The organism is Devosia enhydra (assembly GCF_900119845.1).
In the GTDB taxonomy this organism is placed as follows: domain Bacteria; phylum Pseudomonadota; class Alphaproteobacteria; order Rhizobiales; family Devosiaceae; genus FPKU01.
Genome location: NZ_FPKU01000002.1, coordinates 586,723 through 611,137, shown reverse-complemented (window position 1 = coordinate 611,137; position 24,415 = coordinate 586,723). Strand labels below are relative to the sequence as shown.

Sequence of the window (24,415 nt, the reverse complement as noted above, 5' to 3'; positions counted from 1 at the left end):
GCGCGCCGGGATCAGCTCCCGGCGTCGCTTGCGTTCTTGACGCGCTGCCGCTTGCCGCGAGCGATCTCGGTATCGAGTGCTGAAAGCTTGTGGTCCCAGAAGACGCGGAAGCACGAAAGCCAGTCGTCGATATCGCGCAAAGGGCTCGTGTCGAGCTGGTAGATCCGCCGCGTGCCCTCGGCCCTCACCGTGGCAAAGCCGCTCTCGCGCAGAACCTTGAGATGCTGGCTGACCCCGGCCTGCGAGATGCCGAACTCGGCGACGATCACCTCCACCACCTGCCCCGAACTGCTCTCGCCCTCGGCGAGCAGTTCGAGGATGCGGCGGCGCACCGGATCGCCGAGAACGTCGAAAGCGTGCATCAGGCCTCCAGCGGTGGCTCGCCCGAGTAGAAGCGCCGCGTCGCCTCGGCGGCACGCATCGCCTGATCGGGCTCGTCCCCGCCATCGATTGAGGCGCGGCCCCAATCGGCGCTCGCTTCGCGAACGAGCTCCTTGGCTTCGGGCGAAGTCTCCCAGCCGCCAGGGCCTTCGGCCCGCACATCGTCCGCGGGGCGCTGCAGATGCTCGGAAAGCCCGAGCAGCCCGAGTTCCCAGCCCACCCCGCCGGCACCGGCGCCATATTGATCCCAATGCGGATTGGGATGGGGCGCGATATGGTGGATCTCGAGGCGCGTGCCATTGCCCTCCGGCCTGAGATGGACCTCGATCCAGCTGACATGGCCCATGAATTCCCAGGTGCCGGCATAATGCCGCGGCGCCTCGCAGGCCGTGATCGTGCCCGAGGCATTGCCCTCGACCGCGAAGCGCCCGCCCAGCGTGAGCTCGCCGGTGACGGGCGAGAACCAGCGTGCAAGACGTCCGGCATCGGTCACCGCATCCCAGAGATCCTCGATATCGGTGTCATAGACCCGCGAGGCGATGAGGTCCTTGGCGGTCTGCCCGTCACGGGTGACGTTGCGGACCTCGCGATGCATGGCGCCTAGATGGGCGGCGATGTCGAAGCTCATGCGGCTCTCCCTACTTCAATTGAGGCTTATATAAGCCTAAACTTAAATAGAGTCAAGGGCGTTGGATGCCGCCAGCGACGATGGGGGTATCGCTGCCGCAGGTTTCGACGGCGGCGCGGATCACCTGGCTGTGCTCGGCGGTGGTCAGCGAGAAGCCCTCACCGGTGCCGCCGGCTGCAAAGAGCACGGTGGCGCCATAGGGCATCAGCCATTCGAGACGGCTGCGATAGCTGCCTTCGTTGAAATCGCCATTCTCATGAAAATCGGTGAGCGGAAAGCTCATCAGCCCCGACGAGAGCAGGGTGCGCAGTTCGGTGGGGCTGAAGGCGGAGCGGCCCGTTCTGGTGGTGGCTGGCGCGGCGCTGGCAAGATCGAGGGTCACAGGAAAACGTCCTTGTGGCGGCCGGCTCGAAGGCGCGAGAGCCCGGCCGGGACGGGAGAGGGATCAGCCCAGCAAATGGGCGTCGATGTAATCGAAATCGATGTCCTGCCCGAGCCCGGGCAGGGTCGGCAGGGCGACATTGCCATCGGCATCGAGCGGATCGACCGGCGCCTTGAGATAGGCGGGCGCGCTGTCGTAATCGAAATGCGGATGCAGCAGGCCGCGCTCATACCAGCGGCAGTTCTTGGCGATGGCGGTGCAGATCAGGTTGACGATGCCATTGCCATGCACCTCGCAATCCATGCCGAAGGCTTCGGCCAGATGCATCGACTTGATCGCCGGGGTGATGCCGCCGACGTCATAAGGGCCGGATCGCAGGATGTCGCAGGCCTTGTAGAGGATCCAGTCGGCACGGGAGAAATTCTTGCCGCCTGCCGATTCCGGCCCGAGGATCGGGATATCGAGATTTTCGGTGAGCCAGGCATAGGACGCGATGGAATCTTCCTCCATCGGCTCCTCGAACCAGGCGAAGCCCAGCTTTTCGAGCCCGCGTCCGAGTTCATAGGCCTCCATGCGGGAGTACCAGTGATAAGGATCGAGCATCAGCGCGATATCGGGGCCGACGGCCTCGCGCACGGCGGCGCAGGCGGTGAGGTCGCGCTTGACGTCGGGAGCGCCGGCCAAAGGCGGCATCCAGGTATGGAGCTTGATGCCCTTGTAGCCGCGGGCCACGAGCTGCTCGGCAAAGCGCGCATAGTCTTCGGGGGTCGCAAGCCCGCCGGGAATATCGTCGCCGCACATGGTCGAGGCATAGGCGGGCACGCTGTCGCGATAGGCGCCGATGAGCTTGTGCACCGGCAGGCCGAGCTTGCGGCCGGCCAGATCCCAGAGCGCGGCATCGACAATGGCCAGGGTCCGGTCGGAAAGCTGCATGCCCGACCCACGCTGCCAATGCGCCAGATCCTGCCACAGCCGCTCGCGATCGAACGGGTTCTGGCCCAGCAGCACCTTCTTGACGAATTTTTCGATGAGGAAGGGCCGCACCGGCTCGGGCGCCGAGAAATGATGGCCTTCCGACCCGTCATCGCAAACGATGGTGAGAAGGGCGAGCTGGGCCGGGGTTTCAGGCCCCGGATGGGAATGGCCGGCGCTGTCGGGCACCTTGCGCGTGGTGTAACGGAACACCCTGACCCTGACATCGACGATCTTCACCGCCCCAACTCCTCATGTTCACGACATGCGGATGTTGTATGATGACTGATGACGACGGGTCAAGCCTCGGCGAGCGCGTAATGCCTGAGCTTGTCGGGATCGAACGAGAACCCCCAGCCCGGCCGGTCGGGAACGACCACCGCGCCATCGACCATGTCGAGGCTTTCACGGTAGAGCGGGGCATACCAGTCGACATGCTCAAGGCTGTGCACGCCATCGATGGCGCCCAGCAGCTGCAGGCTCTGCTCGGGGAAGAGGTGTGACGAGATCGGCAGGCCGTGGGACGCGGCCAGCGCCGCCACCTTGAGGAATTCGCTGGGGCCGCCGACGCGTTGCAGATCGGGCATCAGGATATCGGCCGCGCCCGTCTCGATAAGACGGCGAAAGCCGAAGCGCGTATAATCGTTCTCACCCGAAGCCAACGGCATGGAGAGCGCGCGCCGCACTTCGGCGGAGGCTTCGAGATCATGGGCCGGCACCGGCTCCTCGAACCAGGCGACGTCATAGGCCTCCATCTGCCGGGCGAGCGCGATAGCGCCCTTGACGGACATGCCCTGATTGGCATCGACCATCAGCCCGATATGGGGGCCGACGGCCTTACGCAGCGCGGCAAGCCGGGGAAGATCGATGCCTGCATCGCCCGCGAGCCGCAGCTTCATCGCGGTGAAGCCTTCGGCGCAGAAGCGCTCGGCTTCGGCCACGAGTTCGGGGATCGACTGTGTGAGCCAGAGCCCGCCACTGGCATAGGTGGGCACGCGCGCGCGCCGCCGGCCGATGAGCCGTGAGATGGAGAGGCCGTGGCGGCGTCCGCGCAGATCCCACATCGCGCCATCGAGCGCCGAAATGCCCATGATCGAGACGCCGGAAAAGCCGATGAAATTGATGCGCTTCCACGCCTCGGCCCAGAAGCCTTCGGTATCGTCGGGGTCGCGCCCGACAATGGCGCCTTCAAGCACATGCACCATCGCATCGAGGAGCTTGAGCTGCTCGGGGCGGATGGTGAAGATGAGGTTTTCTCCGCTCAGCCCCTCGTCGGTATCGAGGAAGATGGCGAGATAGGAGAAGGCCGAGATGGTGGCGGTGGCATTGCCGATGGGCCGCTCGAGGGTTCGCCGCAACGGCACGGTCCTGATCCCGGTTATCTTCACGCTCTGGCTCCCTTGCCCTCAAGTCGTACTATGTCTTACATCTGCCGCGCCCCGTCGCCAACGGGGTGGAGATGCCGGGCAGGGAGTTTTACAGCATGCGCATTCTGGTTACCGGCGGCAGTGGCCGCGTCGGCCGCTTCGTGGTCCGCGAGCTGGCTTCGGCCGGCCATGAGGTGACGAGCCTCGATTTTTCGGTCAGCCAGCGGATCGCCGGGGTGCGGCACATGACCGGCGATGTCTCGCGCTTCGAGGATATCCATGGCGCGCTAGCCTATGCGCGGGCTGAGGCGGTGGTGCATCTGGCCGCCTGGAGCGACCCCGGCATCGTGGCCGATACGCGCACCTATCGCGACAATGTGGCGGGGGCGTTCAACGTGCTCGAAGCCGCGCACGGGCTGGGGCTCAAGCGCGTGATCCTCGCCTCGAGCGCGCAGGTTTATGGCTTTGCCGGGCAGGGCCCGCTCTATGCGCCGGTGGATGAGGAGCATCCGCTGCGGCCGCTCAACTCCTATGCGCTGGCCAAGATCGCCTCCGAGCAGGCCGGCGCCTATTTCGCGACCCAGAAGGGGCTCAACGTCCTCTCGTTCCGCATCATGGGGGCGCGCGACCCGGCCGACCTGCCCGCCGAGATGGACACCGCCGCCGCCGATCCGGAGGGCGGCCGGTTCCTGCTCTGGACGCGCTCGGACGGGCGCGACATCGCGCTCGCCTGCCGGCTGGCGCTGGAGGCTGATGCCGTGCCGTCGGGGGTCTACAACATCACTGGGGCGGTCAATCTGATGGAGGAGGATGCCGCGGCGCTCGTTGCGCGCTGGTGCCCCGAGGCCGAAATCCGGCCGGGTCTCAAAGGCGCGATCTCGCCGATGAGCATAGAGAAGGCGCGAAACGCCTTCGGCTACCAGCCGCGCTACAATTGGACGCGCAACCGACGCCCGGAGTGAGGATCGGGGCTGACCCTACCGGCCCTCGGCCTCGGCTTCCGCCTCGAGGGCTTCCATGTCGTCGTCGGAAAAGCCGAAATGGTGACCGATCTCGTGGATCAGCACATGGCTGACCACGGCGCCGAGCGTTTCCTCATGCTCGGCCCAGTAGTCGAGGATGGCGCGGCGATAGAGCACGACATGGTTGGGCATCTGCCCCGTGGCCGGCACCGCGCCAGCCTCATGCATGCCGATACCCTGGAAGAGCCCCATGAGGTCGAACGGGCTCTCGATGCCCAGCTCTTCCAGCACCTCGTCCTCGGCAAATTCGGCAACGGCGCAGGTCACCCCGGCGGAGAGCCCGCGAAACGGCTCCGGCAGGCTCTCGAGCGCCGCGATCGCCAAGGCCTCGATATCATCGAGCGATGGCGCCATGGTTTGGGACCAGCGGTTGAGGTCAGCATCGGGCATGGGAGCTCCTGTCGAAGGGAAGCGCCGGGGCACAAACGGAGGTCCCCGTTTTCACGGGGGACGACCCGGTGGCGGGCCGGGACGCCGGATGGATAACCCGGCGCTGACAGGCTCAGCTCAGCCCTTGGGCCACTCGCGGATATCGACGAAATGCCCCGAGACCGCGGCGGCGGCGGCCATGGCGGGGGAGACCAGGTGCGTCCGCCCTTTGAAGCCCTGGCGGCCCTCGAAATTGCGGTTGGAGGTCGAGGCGCAGCGTTCCTGCGGCTTGAGCTTGTCGGGGTTCATGGCGAGGCACATCGAGCAGCCCGGTTCCCGCCACTCGAAGCCGGCGGCCTTGAAGATCTGATCGAGCCCTTCGGCCTCGGCCTGTTCCTTGACCAGCCCCGAACCCGGCACCACCATGGCGCTGACACTGGCCGCCACGCTGCGGCCCTTGACCACGGCGGCGGCGGCGCGCAGGTCCTCGATCCGGCCATTGGTGCACGAGCCGATGAAGACCCGGTCGATGGCGATATCGGTGATCTTCGTGCCGGGCTTCAGGCCCATATAGTCGAGCGCGCGCCATTTGGACTTGCGGCGGTTCTCGTCGGCGATCTGGTCGGGATCGGGCACGGCCCCGGTCACCGAGATCACGTCCTCGGGCGAGGAGCCCCAGGAGACGATGGGCGGCAGGTTCGCGGCGTCGAGCACCACCACCTTGTCGAAATGGGCGCCCTCATCGGTATAGAGCGTCTTCCAGTAGTCGAGCGCCATGTCCCACGCCTTGCCCTTGGGGGCGCGCGGGCGATCCTTCACATAGGCGAAGGTCTTCTCGTCGGGGGCGATGAGCCCGGCGCGGGCGCCGCCCTCGATGGTCATGTTGCAGACCGTCATGCGGCCTTCCATCGAGAGCGAACGGATGGCTTCGCCGGCGAATTCTATGACATGGCCGGTGCCGCCCGCCGTGCCGATCTCCCCGATGATGGCGAGGATGATGTCCTTGGCGGTGACGCCTTCGGGCAATTGCCCGTCGACGCGCACCAGCATGTTCTTGGCCTTCTGCTGGATCAGCGTCTGGGTGGCGAGCACATGCTCCACCTCCGAGGTGCCGATGCCATGGGCCAGCGCGCCGAACGCGCCATGGGTCGAGGTATGGCTGTCCCCGCACACGATGGTCATGCCGGGCAGGGTGAAGCCCTGTTCCGGGCCCACGATGTGCACGATGCCCTGCCGCTTGTCGAAGGGGTCGTAATATTCGATGCCGAAATCGCGGGTGTTCTCGGCCAGCGTCTCGATCTGGATGGCGCTTTCCGGGTCCGGATTGGGCAGCGAGCGATCGGTGGTGGGCACGTTGTGGTCGACCACCGCCAGCGTACGCTCGGGCGCCCGTACCTTGCGGCCATTGAGGCGCAGGCCCTCGAAGGCCTGCGGGCTCGTCACCTCATGGACCAGATGGCGGTCAATATAGAGAAGGCCCGTGCCGTCTTCGTTGATGCCGACCAGGTGATCGTCCCAGATCTTGTCATAAAGCGTACGTGCCATCGGAGCGCAGGTCCCAAATTTGGCTGGGGAAAAGTCAGAGTTGGCTATCTAAGCCGCAGGGTCGGGCCGGTCAAGGACGCCGGGGCGCCAAACCGGCCAGTGCGGCAGGGATATCGCGGTCCATTGCGCGATCCTTAGTGGGGTGCGCAGCCCGCCCTCCGGCACGGGCACGCCCTTATGCCTACTCGACTTTCCGGCGCCGACGGGCCAGTGTGGGCATCGGGGAACGGGGCGATCAGAACGACGAGGCTTGGGATGGCGAGCATGGAGCCGCCCTTCGAGACACGCGCGGCGCTGATCGCGCGGACGCGGCGGCTCGTCGACAGCGAGCCCAATTTCGCGCGCTTTCTGCTGGCCACCGTCAAGGCCACCGACCCGGCGGACCTCTCGCTCTATTCGGCTGAGGCGCTCGAAGCCTATCTGCGCCAGACCTATGCCCGCATCGGCAAGCGCGACGGGGCCCAGCGGCGCGTCTATGTGCTGCCCGGCCGCCATCCGGGCGATCCCGATATCGTTGAGGCCTTCACCACCGACGCGCCCTTCATCGTCGACAGCGTGCTGGCCGCGATCCGCGCCCTGGGCGGGGTCATCCGCTACATGTCGCATCCGGTGCTCAATCTCGATCCGCAGTCGCACCGGCTGCTCGATGCGCCCTCGGGCGATTCGGTCGCCGAAAGCGTGCTTACCGTGCATATCGATCCTCTGGGCGACGATGCGCGGCGGGCGGCGCTCGGGGCAGAGCTCGAGCAGGTCCTCGCCGATGTGGCGCTTGCCGTTACCGGCTGGAAGCCGATGCTGGCGCGCCTCACCGGGCTCGTTGAGGGCCTCAGGACCAGCCCGCCCCGCGTGCCCTCCGCGGTTCTGGCCGAAGCCATCGATTTCCTCGGCTGGCTGGCCGAGGGCAATTTCATCTTCCTCGGCCTGCGCGAATACCGGCTCGAAGGCCTCGCCGAGGAGGCGCGCCTCGTGCCCATCGAGGGCAGCGGGCTTGGGATCCTCGCCGACCCCGCCCGGCGCTTCCTGCGCGCGGGCGCCGACTGGGTCGAGATGACCCCGCAGCACGCGGCTTTCCTTGTCGAGCCCGACCCGGTGATGGTCACCAAGGCCAATATCCGCTCGCGCGTGCACCGGCGGGTCCATCTCGATTATATCGGGGTCAAGCTCTACGGGGCCGACGGGCGCGCCACGGGCGAGTTGCGCATCGTGGGGCTCTTCACCTCCGCATCGCTCGCCACCCATCCCGCCGAGATCCCGCTCGTGCGCCGCAAGGTCGCCGAGGTCAAGCGGCGGGCCGGGCACGATCCGGCGAGCCATTCGGGCAAGGCGCTGCATTACGCCCTCGATACCTATCCGCGTGAGGAGCTCTTCCAGATCGCGGAGGACCAGCTCTTCGAATTCGCCGCCGAGATCGCGGCTCTGGCCGACCGCCCCCGCGTGCGCGTGCTGCCGCGGCCCGATCGGTTCGACAATTTCGTCTCCGTGCTGGTCTATGTGCCGCGCGAGCGCTTCTCCTCGGAGCTGCGCGAGCGCATCGGGGCCTTGCTCGCCGAGGCCTATGGCGGGCGCGTATCGGCCTTCGTGCCGCATTTCCCCGAAAGCGACCTCGTCCGGGTGCATTTCATCATCGGGCGCGATGGCGGCCCGGCACCCACGCCGCGGCGCGAGGCGCTCGAGGCCGGCGTCACCGCGCTGATGGCAGGCTTTGGCGAGCGGCTCGCCGCCGAGCGCCAGGCGCCGCCCGATGTCGCCGACTATGCCGAGGCCTTCACCCCCGCCTACCAGTCGCGCCACAGCCCGGCCGAAGCCTTGGCCGATATCGCGACCATCCGCGCGCTGGGCGACCGCTTCGATGCCGACCGCACCATCGCGCTGCGGCTGATTGCCGGTGAGGCGGGTTCGGCGCGCATCGGCCTCAGGCTCTTTCACCGCAGCACCCCGGTGCCGCTTTCGGACCGGGTGCCGATGCTGGAGCATTTCGGCTTCCGCGTCATCGACGAGCGCACCTATGTGATCACCCCGCGCGGGCAGCCCGAATGCTACCTGCACGACATGGATCTCGATCTGCCGGCCGCTCTTGCCTCAGGGGGGCTTGCCGCAGAGGGTCTTCCAGACACCGGCCTTGTCGAGGAAGCCATCCTCGCCGTGTGGTCGGGAGAGGCCGAAAATGACGGGCTCAACGCCCTCACCCTCCTTGCCGGCCTTCCCTTTGTCGATGTGGCGATCCTGCGCGCCCTCGCCCGCTATCTCCGGCAGGTGGGCGTCACCTATTCGCGCGCCTATTTCGCCCAGGTGCTGGCCAGCCATCACGAGGCCGCCTCGGCCCTCGTCACGCTCTTTCACACCCTTCACGACGAAGGCTTTGCCGGCAATCGCGAGCGCGCCGAACATCAGGCGCGTGAAACGCTCGGAGCGATCCTGTCGCGCATCAGCGTGCTCGACGAGGATCGCATCGTGCGCCGCCTCGCCAATCTCGTCGAAGCCACCTTGCGCACCAATGCCTTCCAGCGCGGCCCCGACGGCGCGCGTCGCCCGGCGCTGAGCTTCAAGTTCGATTGCAACAAGCTCTCGGACCTGCCCGAGCCACGGCCCTATCGCGAGATCTTCGTTTCATCCCCGCGTGTGGAAGGCATCCACCTGCGCATGGGCGCCATCGCGCGCGGCGGCATCCGCTGGTCCGATCGCCCGGAGGATTTCCGCACCGAGGTCCTGGCTCTGGCCAAAGCCCAGCAGGAAAAGAACGCCATCATCGTGCCGGTCGGCGCCAAGGGCGCCTTCGTGCCCCGCCTGCCGGTGCCGCCGGGCGATCGCGACGCGGTGCTCCGCGAGGGCATGGAGTGCTACCGTATCTTCATTTCCAGCCTTCTCGATCTCACCGACACTCTCGATGGTGAGACCGTGGTGCCCCCGCCCGATATCGTGCGCCATGATGGCGACGATCCGTACCTGGTGGTTGCGGCCGACAAGGGCACGGCGCGGTTTTCCGACCTCGCCAATGCGATTGCCGCCGAGCACGGCTTCTGGCTCGGGGATGCCTTCGCCTCGGGCGGCTCGGCCGGCTACGACCACAAGGCGATGGGCATCACCGCGCGCGGCGGCTGGGAGGCGGTCAAGCGCCATTTCCGCGAGATGGACCGCGATATCGCCGCCTCGAGCTTCTCGGTGGCCGGGGTGGGTGACATGTCGGGCGATGTCTTCGGCAACGCCATGCTGCTTTCCGATCGCATCCGGCTCGTCGCCGCCTTCGATCATCGCGACATCTTCATCGATCCCGACCCCGATCCCGAACGCAGCTTCGCCGAAAGGCGGCGCCTGTTCGACCTGCCGCGCTCGAGCTGGCAGGATTACGACAAGTCGGTGCTCTCCCATGGCGGGGGCATCTATCCGCGCAGCGCCAAGACGGTGCCGCTGTTTGCCGAGGCCCGCAGGCTCCTGGGGCTGGGGCAAGGCGATCTCACCCCCAACCAGGTGATGCGCGCCATATTGCGCGCGCCTGTCGACCTCATGTGGTTCGGGGGGATCGGCACCTATGTCCGGGGCGATGCCGAGACCGATGCGGAGGCCGGCGACAAGACCAACGACGCCATCCGCGTCGCAGCTTCCGAACTGGGCGCCAAGGTGGTGGGCGAGGGTGCCAATCTCGCCGTCACCCAGCAGGGCCGCATCGATTTCGCGCGGGCCGGTGGCCGCATCAACACCGATGCCATCGACAATTCGGCCGGGGTCAATTCCTCCGATCTCGAGGTCAACATCAAGATTGCCTTCGGGCCGCTCCTGCGCTCGGGCTCGATGAGCCGGGCCGAGCGCAACGACCTTCTGGTGCAGATGACCGATGAGGTGAGGGCGCTGTGCCTCGCCAACACCTATCAGCAGACCCTCGCCCTCTCGATCGCCCGGCATCGCGGGCTTTCCGTCTTCCCCGATCATCGCGCGCTGATCGCGGCGCTCGAGACCGAGGGCAGGCTCAACCGCCGCGTCTCCGTGCTGCCCGAGGATGCGGCTCTGGGCCAGCGCGCCGCAGCGGGCGAAGGTCTCTCCCGGCCCGAGCTTGCCGTGCTGCTGGCCAATGCCAAGCTCTCCCTGCACGACCAGCTGCTCGAAAGCGACGTGCCCGACGAGCCCTATCTCGCCCGCCAGCTGCTCGCCTATTTCCCCACCCTTCTCGTGCGCAAGCATGAGGATCTGGTGACCGGCCACCGGCTGCGCCGCGAGATCATCGCCACCGTGCTCGCCAACGCCATGATCAATCGCGGCGGGCCGTCCTTCCTGTTCGAGATGACGAGGGCCACCAGCGCCAATGCGGGCCGGGTGGCGCGCGCCTTCGCGGTGGCGCGCGATGCCTTCGGCATCGAGGATCTCTGGCGGCAGGTGGACGGGCTCGATGGCGCGCTGTCGGGGGAGACCCAGCTCGCCCTTTATGCCGAAATCCAGCGTCTTCTCGCCCGCACCACCTTATGGTTCCTGCGCAATGGCGATCTGGCGCAGCCGCTTGCCGAACTGGTGCTCGTCTATGCCGAAGGCGTCACCGACGTCCTCAACCTCCTGCCGACGCTCCTGCCCCCCAGCCTGGCCCGTCCCATCGCCGAGGCAGCCGGCCGCTTCGAGGCCGGCGGGGCCGGCAAGACCATCGCCCGCCGCATCGCCGAACTGCCCGCCCTTGCCATGAGCGCCGATATCGCGCTGGTGGCGGCGCGCTGCGGCGTCCGCGTCGGAGAGGCGGCGCAGGCCTTTTTCGGCGTGCTCGAGACCTTCGGGCTCGGCAAGGTACTCATCGAGGGCGACGGCATCGTTCTGGCCGACCGCTTCGACCGCATGGCGCTCGACCGGGCCTTGGCCAATCTCATGCGCGCCTTGCGCGATCTCTCCGCCGATGTCCTTGATGAAGCCGACGGGCGCGTCCCCGTGCCCACGCGCCTTGCGGCCTGGGCCGAGCGCCAGCCCGAGACCATAGCCCGGCTCGCCGAGCAGGTGCGCGGCCTCACCCAGGGCGAAATGACCGTCTCGCGCCTCTCGGTGGCGGCTGGGCTTCTCTCAGATCTGGCTCGCAGCGCCTGAGGCGCGGCGCAGGGCCAGCCGTTCGGCCTTGCGCTTGCGGGCCTTGGTCACCAGCGTTCGCGTCACGAGGTAGAATGTCGCGAAGGTCACCAGCGCCACCGGGATCGCGCCGATGATCATCGCGTGCAGGACCGGCCAGAGCCCGGCAAAGCCTTCGGAAAACATCTGCGCCACGAGATCGGTGACATTGGCATCAGCCATGATGCTGTCGGCGGTCCGCTGGTCGCCAGGCAGGATGACCTTGCCGATCTGGTAGCTCAAGGCAAAGAAGATCGGGAAGGTAAAGGGGTTGCCGAACGCCGTTCCGATGGCCGCCGCCAGCATGTTGCCGCGCATGAAGAAGGCGAGCACGAACCCGAGAATGAAGTGGAAGCCGATGAAGGGGAAGACGGAGACCGCGGCGCCCGAAGCGATGCCTGCGGCGATCGCGTGCGGGCTCGCCCGGAGCCGCTGGGCACGCCGGGCCAGGTAGATCGTGTAGCGTTTAGGGCCCATGCTGGGCCAGATGAACTCCTTGAGCCGCTCCAGCCTTGAACCCATGAATCTCTCCCCGTGATGGTCGAACCTTACCGACCGGGACCGGGCAGGGGCAAACGCCATCTCGTCGCGGGCCTGGGCGAAGCTGTCAGCGCACCACCGCCAGCTTGGGCTCCAGCACGCGCAGCACCTGCGCGAGGTCGTGACCGCGCCTCAGGATGCGCCCATCCTGCCCGGTGACGACATACTGGCCCTGCCGGTTCCTCAGGCGCGGGTTCTTCTCGATGACATAGAGCGGGCGTTCCGAATTGCGCCGGTAGATCGAGAACAGGGCCCGCTCGCGCAGGAAATCCATGGCATAGTCGCGCCACTCGCCGGCCGCGACATGGCGGCCATAAAGGTTGAGGATCTGCATCAGCTCCTGTCGGTTGAAACTGACCGCCTCGGGCGCGCGCGATCCCCCGAACCCCACGGCATTGGGAAATTCGACCAGCTGCCCGGCTGGCCGCTGCGGATTGTCCACCGATCCGGCACTCCGTTACACGATCGTCATGATTGCGAGTTTCGCATACGGATGCAAGCCGGACGGGTTACGGGCCACGAGCCTTCCGAGGCTCAGGTGCGCCGGATGGGCAGAGCGCCCAGAATCTTCCCCTCAAGATTCCCCAGTTCCGTCACAATCCGTCCCTTGTCCCGCCAGAATGGGCCGGCATCTTCTCATCATTGCCAATCGAGAGGCACCCGGGCCGACCGAGCCCCCAATCAGACGCCCGGGTGCCGCTCGACCTCCAAAGACCCATGCACACGTCTTTCAGACCCCCGCCAAGCCCCCGGCGGGGGTTTTGTTTTGCAGAGGCCTGCATCGGATGGGAGGGAAAAGGAGAGGCGGCCGGCGTTCAGTGAACGAAGCTGGCTGCGCCGAGAATGGAGCCGGGCAGGCCGTTCTCTTCCGATTGCACCAGCACCGCCGCGCCATCGGCACGCGCGCCCAGCACTTCGGCCAGCGGCAGTTTCAGATGCGTGCCGGTCTCGGGCTCCCACATGCCCAGAAGCTGCCGCCCGGTAACGATGTGGGTATAGTCCATGCGCTTGCCGCTGTTTTCCCCGCGCTCGATCTCGACACTCTCGCGCGCCTTGAAGGTCACGAGCCAGATCACCCCCTCGGGCGCGCCGGGACGCTCCTCGATATCGACATGCAGCATGCCCGAGGCTTCGATCATGGTGACGGGCACGGAAAGGCTGGCCTTGCCCAGCGCCGCCTCAACCTCGCCCTTGCGGGAGGCGACGACGCCCTCGCGGCCATTGACCACCATCTGCGGGGTATAGATGCGGGTCGAGCCCCAGCTTTCGGCATAGGCCCGCTGCCGGTCCGAATGCGCCTTCTGCCCGAACGTATCGGGCCAGCCGATATAGTCCCAGTAATCGACGTGATAGGCCAGCGCGATGATCTCGGGCCGTTCCCCCAGCGTCGACAGCATGGCATCGGCGGGCGGACAGGACGAGCAGCCCTGGCTCGTGAACAGCTCCACCACCGCCTTGGGCGCCGTGCGGATCTCGCCGGCAAGCGCGGGCTGCGCAGCGCCAAGGGCGAGCATCAGCAGAATGGGGCGAAAAAGGGCTGCGGGACGGGATCTCATGCGCCGAAGTCTTAGGCGCGCCATCCGGGTCGGGCGAGTCAATTCGTCGTGTGAGCGGCCCGGGCTGACCCCGGGCCGTCACAGGTCGATCAGGCCGCGACGAGGTTGCGCAGCACGTAGTGCAGGATGCCGCCATGGCGGTAGTAGTCGAGCTCGTTGATCGTATCGATGCGGCAGAGCGTGCGGATCTCGTCGATGCGGCCATCGGGGCGCACCACCTTGACGATCACCTCCGACCGGGGGGTCAGCCCTTCCAGCCCCTCGATCGAGACGCTTTCGGCGCCCTCGATCTTGTGGCTCTGCCAGCTCTCGCCATCGGCGAACTGCAGGGGCAGCACGCCCATGCCGATGAGGTTGGAGCGGTGGATGCGCTCGAAGCTCTGCGCGATCACGGCGCGCACGCCCAGAAGGCGCGTGCCCTTGGCCGCCCAGTCGCGCGACGAGCCGGTGCCGTATTCCTTGCCGGCAAAGATCACCAGCGGGGTCTCGGACTTCATGTACGACATGGCCGCATCATAGATCGGCATCACATCGCCATTGGGGCCCTTGGTGAAGCCGCCCTCGACGCCGGGCACCATCTGGTTCTTGATGCGGATATTGGCAAACGTGCCGCGCATCATCACTTCATGGTTGCCGCGACGGGCGCCATAGGAGTTGAAATCGCGCGGGGCGACCTGCCGCTCCACCAGATACTTGCCCGCCGGGGTGCCGGCCTTGAACGAACCGGCCGGGGAGATGTGGTCGGTGGTGATGGAATCGAGGAAGAGCCCGAGGACGCGTGCGTCCTTGATGTCGGTCACCGCATCGGGCTCCATCTTCAGCCCCTCGAAATAGGGCGGGTTCTGGACATAGGTGGAGCTGGAATTCCAGCCATAGGTCTCCCCGCCTTCCACGGCGATGTTCTGCCACATCTGGTCGCCCTTGAAGACGTCCGAATAGCGGCCGGTGAACATCTGCGGAGTGATCACCTTGCGCACGATCTCGGCCACCTCGGCATTGCTTGGCCAGATGTCCTTGAGATAGACCGGCTTGCCATCGGTGCTCGTGCCGATGGGGTCGGTGGTGAGGTTGACATCGAGCGAGCCGGCGATCGCATAGGCCACCACCAGCGGGGGGCTGGCGAGATAGTTGGCCCGCACGTCCGGGTTCACGCGGCCTTCGAAATTGCGGTTGCCCGACAGCACCGAGGCGGCGACCAGGTCGTGTTCGGTGATGGCCTCGGAGATGGCCTGCGGCAGCGGCCCGGAATTGCCGATGCAGGTGGTGCAACCATAACCCACAAGGTTGAACCCGAGCGCGTCGAGGTCCTCCTGCAGGCCCGAAGCGGTCAGATAGTCGGTCACAACCTGCGATCCGGGCGCCAGCGAGGTCTTGACCCACGGCTTGCGGTTGAGCCCGAGCGCGCGGGCCTTGCGGGCCACGAGGCCAGCGGCGACCAGCACGTTGGGGTTCGAGGTGTTGGTGCAGGAGGTGATCGCGGCAATCACCACGTCGCCATCGGCGAGCCCGTGATCGGCACCCTTGACCGGCACGCGCGCTTCTTCGGGGATGTCGTGGACGCCGGTGGCGCCCTCATCGACGAAGCGCGATTCGTCCTTGCTGGTCGGCAGCTTGGTGCGGTCCTTGCGGCCGCCGGCGATCTCCTTGAGCGCCTCGGCGAATTTCGGCGCCGCATCGGTCAGGGCCACGCGGTCCTGCGGGCGCTTGGGGCCCGAAAGCGAGGGCACCACGGTGGTGAGATCGAGTTCGAGCGTGTCGGTGAACACCGGATCGGGCGAGCTCGTCTCGCGGAACATGCCCTGGGCGCGCGAATAGGCCTCGACGAGCGCGATGCGGTCGGCATCGCGGCCCGAGGTGGTGAGATAGGCCAGCGTATCGGCATCCACCGGGAAGAAACCGCAGGTGGCGCCATATTCGGGGGCCATGTTGGCGATCGTCGCCTGGTCCTCGAGGCTGAGATAATCGAGGCCGGGGCCGTAGAATTCGACGAACTTGCCGACCACGCCCTTCTTGCGCAGCATCTCGGTGACGGTCAGCACCAGGTCGGTGGCGGTGATGCCCTCGTTGATGCGGCCCGTCATGCGGAAGCCGACGACTTCGGGGATCAGCATGGTGATGGGCTGGCCCAGCATCGCCGCCTCGGCCTCGATGCCGCCCACGCCCCAGCCGAGCACGGCAAGGCCGTTGACCATGGTGGTGTGGCTGTCCGTGCCCACCAGCGTATCGGGATAGGCGATGGTCTCGCCATTTTCCGTCTTGGTCCAAACCGTCTGGGCCAGGTATTCGAGATTGACCTGGTGGCAGATGCCGGTGCCGGGGGGCACGACGCGGAAGTTGTCGAAGGCTTTCTGCCCCCAGCGCAGGAATTCGTAGCGCTCGCCATTGCGCTCGTATTCGAGCTCCACATTCTCGGAGAAGGCGGTGGGCGTGCCGAACAGGTCCACCATCACCGAATGGTCGATGACGAGGTCGACCGGCACCAGCGGGTTGATCTTCTGCGGGTCGGCGCCGAGCTTGGCGGTGGCATCGCGCATGGCGGCAAGATCGACCACCGCCGGAACGCCGGTGAAATCCTGCATCAGCACACGCGCGGGGCGGTAGGAAATTTCATGGTCGGAGGTGCGCGTCTCGAGCCATTTGGCCACCGCCAGGATGTCCTCGCGGGTAACGGTGCGGCCATCCTCGAAGCGCAGGAGGTTTTCCAGCACCACCTTCATCGAGTGGGGCAGGCGGGAAATGCCGGCAAGACCGTTCTTCTCTGCGTCGGGCAGCGAGAAATAGGTGTAGGTCTTGCCCCCCACGTTAAGGGTCTTGCGGGACTTGAAGCTGTCGAGGGATGTGCCTGTCACGGGAGAGCCTGCCATCGCTAGGGTTTTTGCCGAGGGCGTCTCTCTTGGGGACCAGGCCGGTAGGGGCCGTGGCGATCAGCGGACGCCTTAGTCTTTGCTGGAAACATTCCAATCTCCCGGGCTTATAGAGAAACAATTTCGCCCTTGCCAGTGCCGACGTGATGGCTCACCAAGTCGGCCCATGCCGAATGCCCATCCAAAGCCCCTGCAATTGCCGCCCATCCGCCTCGCCGCCGCCGGCCTTGCTGCCCGGCGGGGCGAGCGGCTGCTGTTTTCCGGGCTCGATTTCACCCTCGCCCCCGGCCAGTTGCTGCTGATCACCGGGCCCAATGGCGCGGGCAAGACGACGCTTTTGCGGCTCGTGGCTGGCGCGCTCACCCCCGAGGACGGCACGCTCGTCTGGCAGGGCATCGACGAGGACGCGCGCCCGCAGGCCCTCATGCACCTTCTCTCCCACCGCACCGCCATCAAGCCGCGCCTGACGCTGAGCGAGGACCTCGCCTTCTGGCAGGCGGTCAACGGGCCGGGCCCCGATGCGTTCGAGGCGCTCGATCGGGTCGGCCTCGGCGGTCTCGACTGGCTCGAAGCCGGCCTGCTCTCGGCCGGCCAGCAGAGGCGGCTGGCGCTGGCCCGCCTGATCGTCTCGCCGCGGCCGGTCTGGCTGCTCGACGAACCCACCGCCGCCCTCGATGCGGAGGGCGATGCCATGGTCGCGGCACTTCTGGCCGATCATCTCGGCCAGGGCGGGCTGGCGCTTTGCGCCACACATCTGCCCCTCGCGCTCGAGGGCGCCGATATTGTGAGGCTGCGGCTGGGGGCGCCGCGATGACCGGGTTTTTTGCCCTCATCGCCCGCGAGATCCGCCTCTCCACACGGCGCGGCGGCGAGGCGCTGACCCTCGTGATGTTCTTTGTCATGGTGACGGCGCTCTTTCCCTTCGCGGTCGGCCCCGATCGCGAACTGCTCGCCCGCCTCGCGCCCGGCATCGTCTGGACGTCGGCGCTGCTCGCCATGCTGCTCGGGCTCGACCGCATCTTTCGCGACGATCACGCGGATGGCTCGCTCGCGCTGCTCAATCATGGGCAACTGCCGCTCGAAGCGGTGGTTGGCGCAAAAGTGATCGCGCACTGGCTGCTCACCGCCCTGCCACTGATCGTCGCCACCCCGGTGCTCGCCGTGCTGCTCGGCATGGATGTCGAAGGCTGGGGGCGCTCGGCGCTGTCGCTCTTGTGCGGCACCCCGGCGCTGACGGGGCTCGGCGTTCTGGGCGCGGCGACCACCGCCGGGCTCAGGCGTGGCGGGCTGGTGGCGCCGATCCTCATCCTGCCGCTCGCCGTGCCGGTGCTGATCTTCGGGGTGGCCGCGGCCGAGGGCGGCATTCTCGCGCCGACGCTGTTTCTCCTCGCCATCAGCCTCCTGACCTGCGCGCTTTCGCCCTTCCTGGGGGCGCTTGCCTTGCGCGCGGGCGACGATTAAGTCTGCGCCGTCATGACCGCTCCACTCCGCGATGCCCGATCCGCAGCGCCCCGGCCCGCAACGGGCTTTCTGGGCTGGCTCGATCGCATCGGCCATCCCGGCCGCTTTCTCGGCTGGTCGGGCCGGCTCGTGCTGCCCCTCACGGTTCTCACCCTGCTCGGCCTCGGGCTCGGGCTCTGGCTCGCCTTCTTCGGCTCGCCGGCCGACTACCAGATGGGCGATACGGTGCGCATCATGTATGTGCATGTGCCCAGCGCCTGGCTCAGCCAGTTCGTCTATGGCGGCATGGCGGTTGCGGCTCTCGGCACGCTGGTCTGGCGACATCCCCTCGCCGATGTCGCGGCCAGGACCTCCGCCCCGCTCGGCGCCGCCTTCACCGCGCTGGCGCTCTATACCGGGTCGCTCTGGGGCCGGCCGACCTGGGGCACGTTCTGGGAGTGGGACGGGCGGATGACCTCCACCCTCCTGATGCTGTTCATCTATCTGGGGCTGATCGCGCTCTGGCGCGCCTTCGACGATCCGCTGCGCGCCGGCCGCGTCGTCGCCGTCGCCACCCTGATCGGGGCGCTGAACATCCCCATCGTCAAATTCTCGGTGGATTGGTGGAGTTCGCTGCACCAGCCCGCCAGCGTCTTCGTTGCCGGGGGCCCGCGCATGCCCGGCTCGATCCTCGCCCCGCTGCTGGTGATGACGCTGAGCTTTACCCTGCTCTTTGTCGTCCTGCAGATTTCCGGCATGCGCAGCGAGATCCTCGCCCGCCGCGCCGATGGCATGGCCCGTCGTGCCGCCCGTCCCGAGCCCGACGCACAGGCAACCCCATGATCGCGCTCGGCGAACACGCTCAGTACATCGCCTTCGCCTATGCCGGGGTCGCGCTGGTGCTCGGCGGGCTCGTCGCCCGCGCCATCCTCGCCGATCGCTCGGTCAGGCGCCGCATCGCCGCGCTCGAGGCGCGCGGCATCCGCCGTCGCTCCGAAGAGGGCTGATCCGATGCGCTTCCTTCTGCTGCTCGCGCCGCTGGCGGTTCTCCTGCTGCTGGTGGGGGTCTTCGCCATCAGCCTCGATCGCGATCCCGGCCTCGTGCGTTCGGTGCTCATCGATCGCCCGGCCCCGCAATTTTCGCTCGCGCCAGTCGAGGGGCTTGCGACCCCGGGTTTCGATCGCGCTGCGCTGCTGGGCGAAGCCTCCGTGGTCAACGTCTTTGCCAGCTGGTGCATTCCCTGCCGCGACGAGCATCCCCAGCTGATCCGTCTGGCCGAGGAGACCGGCGTTCGCCTGTTCGGGCTCAACCAGAAGGATGCGCCCGAAAACGCCCGCGCCTTCCTCACCGAACTCGGCAATCCCTATGCCGCCATCGGCGCCGATGGCGACGGGCGCGCCTCGATCGAATGGGGCGTCTATGGCGTGCCCGAAACCTTCGTGGTCAATGCCCAGGGCATCGTCACCTTCAAGCATGTGGGCCCCATCACGCCGCAGAGCCTTGTCGAGGATGTCATCCCCGCCGTGCGCGCGGCCCAGGCTGCGCGCTGAAGCAGGCCCGGCCGGGAACCGCAGGGCCCGCCCGGCCGTTCCTCCTCCACAAGAACACTGGAGGACGACATGTACGGCAATCTGTTGCGCGACATTCGCGAAGGCATGAACGTTTACGATCGTGACCAGCACAAGATCGGCACCGTCGAGTGGGTCAAGTTCGGCGACGACGACCCATCCACCCCGGAAGTCGAGGCCACCACGTCGAGCGAGCCGCCGCGCCGCGACAGCCTCATCGACAATATCGCCGAGGCCTTTTCACCCGACGAGATCCCCGAGCCGCTGCGCCAGAAGCTGCTTCAGCAGGGCTTCGTGCGTCTCGATACCAGCGGCCTCTTCGCCTCAGACCGCTACATCCTGCCCGACCAGATCCTCGGGGTCACCGACGACAAGGTGACGCTCAACGTCACCAAGGACGAACTGGTCAAGCGCTGACCTCGCCCTTGCGGGGCGTTTCCGGGCGAAGGGGAAACGCGAGAGAGCAAAGACATGGAGCTTTTCGCCGTTTCAAGGAAACGGTGGAAAGCTCTGGATGCAACTGGGCGCCGCAGGACGGCGCCCTTTTTCGTGGCCGATAGGACCATCATCCCGGCCCATCCGGTGTCTGGCTCCCGACAGACGAGAGCACGCCAACGGGGGCACAGGCCCTCAGACGCTTGGCGTCAGCGGCGGGATGGCCGGTTCTTCGGGGTCCGGGGCGTATTTCGTCAGAAGCGGCAGTTGCAGCATCGAGAACACGATGGTCAGCGGCATGATGCCCCAGACCTTGAAGGCGACCCAGAAATCGGTCGAAAAATACCGCCAGACCACTTCGTTGAGCACGGCCAGAACGAAGAAGAAAATCCCCCAGCGCAGCGTCAGCTGATACCAGCCGGCCGGCTTGAGCTTGTAGACATCCCCGAACACATAGCGCAGCAGCGACTGGCCAAAAAGCAGCCCGCCCAGCAGCACCGAGCCGAACAGCACATTGGTGATGGTGGGCTTCATCTTGATGAAGGTGTCGTCCTGCAGCCAGAGCGTCAGCCCGCCGAACACCAGCACCACCGCGCCGGTGACGAGCGGCATCACCGCCACGCGCTTGAGGATGAGCCAGGAGGCGATGAGCGAGATCACCATCGCGCCCATGAACCACGCCGTGGCCACGAAGATATCGGCCCGCGCGTTCATGAAGAAGAACACCACCAGCGGCCCGAGTTCGAGCCCGAGCTTGGTCAGCTGGGGGCGCAATTCGGCCCAGTTGACGTCATCGCTGCCGGCCCCGCCCTTGCCTGCCGTCGCGCTGTCGGGTTTCGTGCTCATGCATGCTCCTTTGCCGGCTGGTGCGGCATCAGCCCGAGGATTGGGCCGATTTTGTGTTGGCCCGTCACCGCGCCGCAGTCCCGGCGATGGCGCGGGCAAAATCCTCAGCCGAGAACGGCTCGATATTGTCGACGCCCTCGCCGACCCCGATGAAATGCACCGGCAGCCGGTGCTTTTGCGCAATCGCAACGAGAATGCCGCCCCGCGCCGTGCCATCGAGCTTGGTCATCACCAGCCCGGTGACCCCGGCGCGCCGGCCGAAGATCTCCACCTGGTTGAGCGCGTTCTGCCCCGTGGTCGCGTCCAGCGTCAGAAGCGTGGCATGCGGGGCTTCGGGATCGATCTTCTTGATCACCCGGATGATCTTTTCGAGCTCGGCCATCAGCTCGTCGCGGTTCTGCAGGCGCCCGGCGGTGTCGATCACCAGCACGTCGGCGCCATCGGCGCGGGCCTTTTCCATCGCGTCATAGGCAAGGCCCGAGGCATCCGAGCCGGGCGCGCGCGCAATCACTTCGGCGCCGGTGCGCCGGCCCCACACCTGCAACTGCTCGATGGCCGCGGCGCGGAAGGTATCGCCCGCCGCCAGCACCACCTTCCGCCCCTCGCGGGCAAAAAGCTGGCTGAGCTTGCCGATCGTCGTGGTCTTGCCCGAGCCGTTGACCCCAACCATCAGGATCACGAAGGGCTTCTTGCCGGCATCGATCACCAGTGGCAGCGCCACCGGTTCGAGCGCCCGCGCCACCTCGGCGGCAAGCACGGCACGCACCTCGTCAGGAGAGATCTCGCGATCGAAACGGGATTCGGCCAGCGCGTCGGTGACGCGCGAGGCGGTGTCGAGCCCGAGATCGGCCTGGATCAGAATGTCCTCGAGCTCGTCCAGCATCCCCTGGTCGAGCTTGCGCTTGGTGAAGATCGCCGCGATGCCACCGGTCAGCTGGTCCGACGAGCGCTTGAGGCCCGTGGCCAGCCGCTGGAACCAGCCCAGCTTCTTGTCCGGCTCCGCCGCAGGCTGAGGCGCTGGCGCAACCACCGGGGGCAGGGTCGGAGCCGGGTGGGTCTCGGCTTCAAGATCTTCAATGAAATCGATGCTGGCCTCGGGCGGGCCGGCAAGCGGACCATCCTGGATCTGCACATGATCGGCCGGCGCAGGCGGCGCATCGGGCACCGGCTCTGTTGGCGCATCGGCATCTGCCGGCGCCATCGGCAAGGGCTCATGCGCCTCGCGCGTCGGGTCAGAGGGAGCCGGAGATGCCTCCTCGACGCCGAACAGGCGCCGCCAGAATCCGGATTTCTTTTCGGTCATGCCGCTGCCAGTACCGGTTCGGCGACGAGCCCGCGCGGCTCGCTGCCCGTTACACGGGCCGGCAGGATCTGGCCGGGCGCGCCGCCCGCGATCACCACCGGCACGAATTGCTCGGATCGCCCGAGCCCGGCCCGCTCGACCAGAACCGATTCCACCGCCCCGATGCGGCTCTCGATCAGGCGCCGATAGGCCGCCTCGCCCTCGGCGCGCAGCATCGCAGCCCGCGCCTTGACCACGGCGCGCTCCACCTGCGGCATGCGCGCCGCTGGCGTTCCGGGCCTCGGCGAAAACGGAAAGACATGGAGGAAGGAGAGCCCGGCTTCCGCGATGATGGCGCGCGAATTCTCGAACATGGCGTCGGTTTCGGTCGGAAAGCCCGCGATGAGATCGGCCCCGAACACCATGTCGGGCCGGATCGACCGCAGCCGGGCGACGAAGTCGAGCGTCTGGGCCCGGTCATGCCGGCGCTTCATGCGCTTCAAAATCATGTCATCGCCCGCCTGCAGCGAGAGGTGCAGATGCGGCATCAGGCGCTTTTCGCCCATCGCCTCGATCAGCGCCGGATCGGCCTCCACCGAATCGATCGAGGAGATGCGGATGCGCGGCAGATCGGGCACGTGGCGCAAAAGCGCCTGCACGAGTTTCCCGAGGGTCGGCGTGCCTGGCAGGTCCGGGCCATAGGAGGTGATGTCGACCCCCGTCAGCACCAGTTCGGCATAGCCATTGGCGACGAGCTTCTTGGCCTGCTCCACCACCAGTCCCATCGGCACCGAGCGCGACGGGCCGCGGCCATAGGGAATGACGCAGAAGGTGCAGCGATGGTCGCAGCCGTTCTGCACCTGCACGAAGGCCCGCGTGCGGCCCTCCAGCCCCTCGATGAGGTGGCCGGCGGTCTCGGTCACGCTCATGATGTCGTTGACCTGCACCTTGTCGTTGAGCGGCACCCCGAAGGCCAGCGGCGCATAGGTCTCGGCCTTCATCTTGTCGGCATTGCCGATGACGAGATCGACCTCGGCCATCTCGGCGAAGGCGCGCGGCTCGGTCTGGGCCGCGCAGCCGGTGACGATGATACGGCGCTCCGGGGCCTCGCGGCGGGCCTTGCGGATCGCCTGCTTGGCCTGGCGCACCGCCTCCGCCGTCACCGCGCAGGTGTTGACGATGAGCGCATCTTCGAGCCCGGCCTTTTCGGCCTCGGCCCGCATCACCTCGGATTCGTGCGTATTGAGCCGGCAACCGAAGGTGAGGGTCGAAACGCTCATGCCGGGGTGCCCTCGAGAAGCTCGGCGGGCAGCACGCCCTCGCCATCGAGCGACCAGGCCCCGGTCATCAGGATATGGTTGTCGCTCTCGCGCCACCGGATGGTCAGGGGCCCGCCCGGCAGCTCCACCGTCACGGTGCGGCCCGTCAGCCCCTTGCGGGCTGCCGCGACACCCACCGCGCAGGCCGCCGTGCCGCAGGCCTGGGTGATGCCGGCGCCGCGCTCCCACACCCGCACGCGCACGCGGTTGGGCGCGATCACCTGGGCCAGCGAGATATTGGCGCGCTCGGGAAAGATCGGATGATTTTCCAGCATCGGCCCGATGCGCGCGAGGTCGAAGCGCGCGACATCGTCGACCCAGAAGATCGCATGCGGATTGCCGACATTGGCCACCGATGGCGTGTGCAGGATGGGCGCATCGATCGGGCCGATCTGCAATTCGATGCCGGTGGTGTCGGCAAAGGGCTCGGCCAGCGGGATCTGGTCCCAGTCGAAACGCGGCCGCCCCATGTCGACGGTCGCCACCGGCCCCGAAACCTCCGAAGCCAGGAGCCCGGCATTGGTTTCGATGGTCACCTCGGGTCGGCCGCTTTCCTCCGAGACGATGGCGGCGATGCAGCGGCTGGCATTGCCGCAGGCGTCCACTTCCCCGCCCTCGGCATTGTAGATGCGCATGAAGACGTCGGCGCCCTGCGTGCGCGGCGTTTCGAGCACGATGAACTGGTCGCAGCCGATGCCGCGGGCCCGGTCCGATATGCGGCGCACGGCAGCCCGGTCATAGCGACGGCCGGTCTCGCGGGAATCGACCACGACGAAATCGTTGCCGAGCCCGTTCATCTTGAGAAAGGGGACGTCGCCCATAAAATGC

23 protein-coding genes are annotated in these 24,415 nt (G+C 67.0%); 8 read left to right on the top strand and 15 right to left on the bottom strand.

The genetic code is table 11. The features are described from left to right. Window positions 1-11: 11 nt before the first annotated feature. The 5 genes from BT183_RS12075 to BT183_RS12055 all read right to left on the bottom strand — a co-directional run bounded on the left by BT183_RS12075 (window position 12) and on the right by BT183_RS12055 (window position 3,751). Window positions 12-362, bottom strand: coding sequence for an ArsR/SmtB family transcription factor (locus tag BT183_RS12075; RefSeq protein WP_072343269.1), 351 nt, complete (start codon window positions 360-362; stop codon window positions 12-14). After that, the gene (locus tag BT183_RS12070; protein WP_072343266.1) at window positions 362-1,009 is read right to left on the bottom strand and encodes an SRPBCC family protein; all 648 of its coding nucleotides are present in this window, start codon (window positions 1,007-1,009) and stop codon (window positions 362-364) included. The genes BT183_RS12075 and BT183_RS12070 overlap by 1 nt, the downstream gene beginning before the upstream one ends. A 52-nt stretch (window positions 1,010-1,061) precedes the next feature. Beyond that, complete coding sequence (locus BT183_RS12065) at window positions 1,062-1,391, bottom strand: dihydrodipicolinate synthase family protein (protein ID WP_072343263.1); 330 nt, start codon at window positions 1,389-1,391, stop codon at window positions 1,062-1,064. Between the two features lie 63 nt (window positions 1,392-1,454). Then, window positions 1,455-2,603, bottom strand: a complete 1,149-nt coding sequence (locus tag BT183_RS12060; protein WP_072343260.1) for a mandelate racemase family protein — start codon at window positions 2,601-2,603, stop codon at window positions 1,455-1,457. Between the two features lie 59 nt (window positions 2,604-2,662). Continuing rightward, window positions 2,663-3,751 (bottom strand): mandelate racemase/muconate lactonizing enzyme family protein, encoded by a 1,089-nt coding sequence (locus BT183_RS12055; RefSeq protein ID WP_072343257.1) that lies wholly within the window; start codon window positions 3,749-3,751, stop codon window positions 2,663-2,665. Between the two features lie 95 nt (window positions 3,752-3,846). Here BT183_RS12055 and BT183_RS12050 point away from each other — a divergent pair, with 95 nt between their 5' ends. Continuing rightward, complete coding sequence (locus BT183_RS12050; RefSeq protein ID WP_177282508.1) at window positions 3,847-4,692, top strand: NAD-dependent epimerase/dehydratase family protein; 846 nt, start codon at window positions 3,847-3,849, stop codon at window positions 4,690-4,692. Window positions 4,693-4,707: 15 nt separating this feature from the next. Here the strand turns inward: BT183_RS12050 and BT183_RS12045 are convergent, their stop codons facing one another. Beyond that, complete coding sequence (locus BT183_RS12045) at window positions 4,708-5,142, bottom strand: metallopeptidase family protein (RefSeq protein ID WP_072343251.1); 435 nt, start codon at window positions 5,140-5,142, stop codon at window positions 4,708-4,710. Between the two features lie 117 nt (window positions 5,143-5,259). Then, window positions 5,260-6,666 (bottom strand): 3-isopropylmalate dehydratase large subunit, encoded by a 1,407-nt coding sequence (gene leuC / locus BT183_RS12040; RefSeq protein WP_072343235.1) that lies wholly within the window; start codon window positions 6,664-6,666, stop codon window positions 5,260-5,262. A gap of 264 nt (window positions 6,667-6,930) precedes the next feature. On the opposite strand from leuC, the gene BT183_RS12035 reads away from it, so the two are divergent. Further along, the gene (locus BT183_RS12035; protein WP_177282506.1) at window positions 6,931-11,718 is read left to right on the top strand and encodes an NAD-glutamate dehydrogenase; all 4,788 of its coding nucleotides are present in this window, start codon (window positions 6,931-6,933) and stop codon (window positions 11,716-11,718) included. Here BT183_RS12035 and BT183_RS12030 read toward each other — a convergent pair. The 4 genes from BT183_RS12030 to acnA all read right to left on the bottom strand — a co-directional run bounded on the left by BT183_RS12030 (window position 11,695) and on the right by acnA (window position 16,696). Then, window positions 11,695-12,258 carry a DUF2062 domain-containing protein gene (locus tag BT183_RS12030; protein WP_072343228.1) on the bottom strand — a complete coding sequence of 188 codons (564 nt, stop codon included), beginning with the start codon at window positions 12,256-12,258 and terminating at the stop codon, window positions 11,695-11,697. The two genes, BT183_RS12035 and BT183_RS12030, sit on opposite strands and share 24 nt — an antisense overlap. A gap of 85 nt (window positions 12,259-12,343) precedes the next feature. After that, window positions 12,344-12,688: a DUF2794 domain-containing protein gene (locus BT183_RS12025; protein WP_244545349.1), complete on the bottom strand. Its 345-nt coding sequence runs from the start codon at window positions 12,686-12,688 to the stop codon at window positions 12,344-12,346. 403 nt (window positions 12,689-13,091) lie between these two features. Beyond that, window positions 13,092-13,832 (bottom strand): DUF1223 domain-containing protein, encoded by a 741-nt coding sequence (locus tag BT183_RS12020; RefSeq protein WP_084603488.1) that lies wholly within the window; start codon window positions 13,830-13,832, stop codon window positions 13,092-13,094. A gap of 89 nt (window positions 13,833-13,921) precedes the next feature. Next, window positions 13,922-16,696, bottom strand: coding sequence for an aconitate hydratase AcnA (gene acnA, locus BT183_RS12015; protein WP_072343222.1), 2,775 nt, complete (start codon window positions 16,694-16,696; stop codon window positions 13,922-13,924). A gap of 205 nt (window positions 16,697-16,901) precedes the next feature. Here acnA and ccmA point away from each other — a divergent pair, with 205 nt between their 5' ends. The 6 genes from ccmA to BT183_RS11985 all read left to right on the top strand — a co-directional run bounded on the left by ccmA (window position 16,902) and on the right by BT183_RS11985 (window position 20,122). Beyond that, complete coding sequence (gene ccmA, locus BT183_RS12010) at window positions 16,902-17,510, top strand: heme ABC exporter ATP-binding protein CcmA (RefSeq protein ID WP_072344701.1); 609 nt, start codon at window positions 16,902-16,904, stop codon at window positions 17,508-17,510. Further along, window positions 17,507-18,157, top strand: coding sequence for a heme exporter protein CcmB (gene ccmB, locus BT183_RS12005; protein WP_072343219.1), 651 nt, complete (start codon window positions 17,507-17,509; stop codon window positions 18,155-18,157). Before ccmA ends, ccmB begins: the two co-directional genes overlap by 4 nt. A 12-nt stretch (window positions 18,158-18,169) precedes the next feature. Continuing rightward, window positions 18,170-18,979 carry a heme ABC transporter permease gene (locus BT183_RS12000; RefSeq protein WP_084603487.1) on the top strand — a complete coding sequence of 270 codons (810 nt, stop codon included), beginning with the start codon at window positions 18,170-18,172 and terminating at the stop codon, window positions 18,977-18,979. After that, window positions 18,976-19,143 carry a heme exporter protein CcmD gene (gene ccmD / locus BT183_RS20505; RefSeq protein WP_072343216.1) on the top strand — a complete coding sequence of 56 codons (168 nt, stop codon included), beginning with the start codon at window positions 18,976-18,978 and terminating at the stop codon, window positions 19,141-19,143. Before BT183_RS12000 ends, ccmD begins: the two co-directional genes overlap by 4 nt. Before the next feature lie 4 nt (window positions 19,144-19,147). Then, window positions 19,148-19,687, top strand: a complete 540-nt coding sequence (locus BT183_RS11990; protein ID WP_072343213.1) for a DsbE family thiol:disulfide interchange protein — start codon at window positions 19,148-19,150, stop codon at window positions 19,685-19,687. Window positions 19,688-19,756: 69 nt separating this feature from the next. Further along, on the top strand, window positions 19,757-20,122 hold the full coding sequence (locus BT183_RS11985) for a hypothetical protein (protein ID WP_072343210.1): 366 nt from the start codon (window positions 19,757-19,759) through the stop codon (window positions 20,120-20,122). Window positions 20,123-20,335: 213 nt separating this feature from the next. On the opposite strand, the gene BT183_RS11980 is transcribed toward BT183_RS11985, so the two are convergent. The 4 genes from BT183_RS11980 to dapF all read right to left on the bottom strand — a co-directional run bounded on the left by BT183_RS11980 (window position 20,336) and on the right by dapF (window position 24,408). Next, on the bottom strand, window positions 20,336-20,986 hold the full coding sequence (locus BT183_RS11980; protein WP_084603485.1) for a septation protein A: 651 nt from the start codon (window positions 20,984-20,986) through the stop codon (window positions 20,336-20,338). A gap of 64 nt (window positions 20,987-21,050) precedes the next feature. Beyond that, on the bottom strand, window positions 21,051-22,289 hold the full coding sequence (ftsY, locus tag BT183_RS11975; RefSeq protein WP_072343207.1) for a signal recognition particle-docking protein FtsY: 1,239 nt from the start codon (window positions 22,287-22,289) through the stop codon (window positions 21,051-21,053). After that, window positions 22,286-23,548, bottom strand: a complete 1,263-nt coding sequence (gene mtaB / locus BT183_RS11970; RefSeq protein WP_072343204.1) for a tRNA (N(6)-L-threonylcarbamoyladenosine(37)-C(2))-methylthiotransferase MtaB — start codon at window positions 23,546-23,548, stop codon at window positions 22,286-22,288. Before mtaB ends, ftsY begins: the two co-directional genes overlap by 4 nt. Next, on the bottom strand, window positions 23,545-24,408 hold the full coding sequence (dapF, locus tag BT183_RS11965; RefSeq protein ID WP_072344692.1) for a diaminopimelate epimerase: 864 nt from the start codon (window positions 24,406-24,408) through the stop codon (window positions 23,545-23,547). Before dapF ends, mtaB begins: the two co-directional genes overlap by 4 nt. Window positions 24,409-24,415 lie beyond the last annotated feature (7 nt).